Annotated in this window: 1 protein-coding gene; it reads left to right on the plus strand. The window is 61.6% G+C overall.

The annotated features are described in order from the left end of the window. Window positions 1-258 (plus strand): uroporphyrinogen decarboxylase family protein (locus tag ACTFO6_RS19065; RefSeq protein WP_439935910.1); only part of this gene is annotated, 258 nt, incomplete at both ends.

Genomic DNA, 258 nt, shown 5'->3' on the forward strand with positions numbered 1-258 from the left:
CCAGCCGGCGATTAAGGCCAAGTACGGCAAGGACATCGCGCTAATCGGTGGCCTCGACGTACAGCGGTTGCTGCCGCGGGGCCAGGTGGAGGACGTGCGCAAAGGCGTGCACGACGTGATGAAGAACCTGGCGGTCGGCGGCGGCTATATCTTCTCGCCCTCCCATTACATCATGGCCGACGTGCCGATCCAGAACATCTTCGCCATGCTGGAGGCGCAGAAGGACTACGGCGTCTACGGCAAGTATCCGTTGAACTG

Origin of the sequence: Pelomicrobium sp. G1 (genome assembly GCF_051905455.1) — a bacterium.
Lineage (GTDB): Bacteria > Pseudomonadota > Gammaproteobacteria > Burkholderiales > UBA6910 > Pelomicrobium.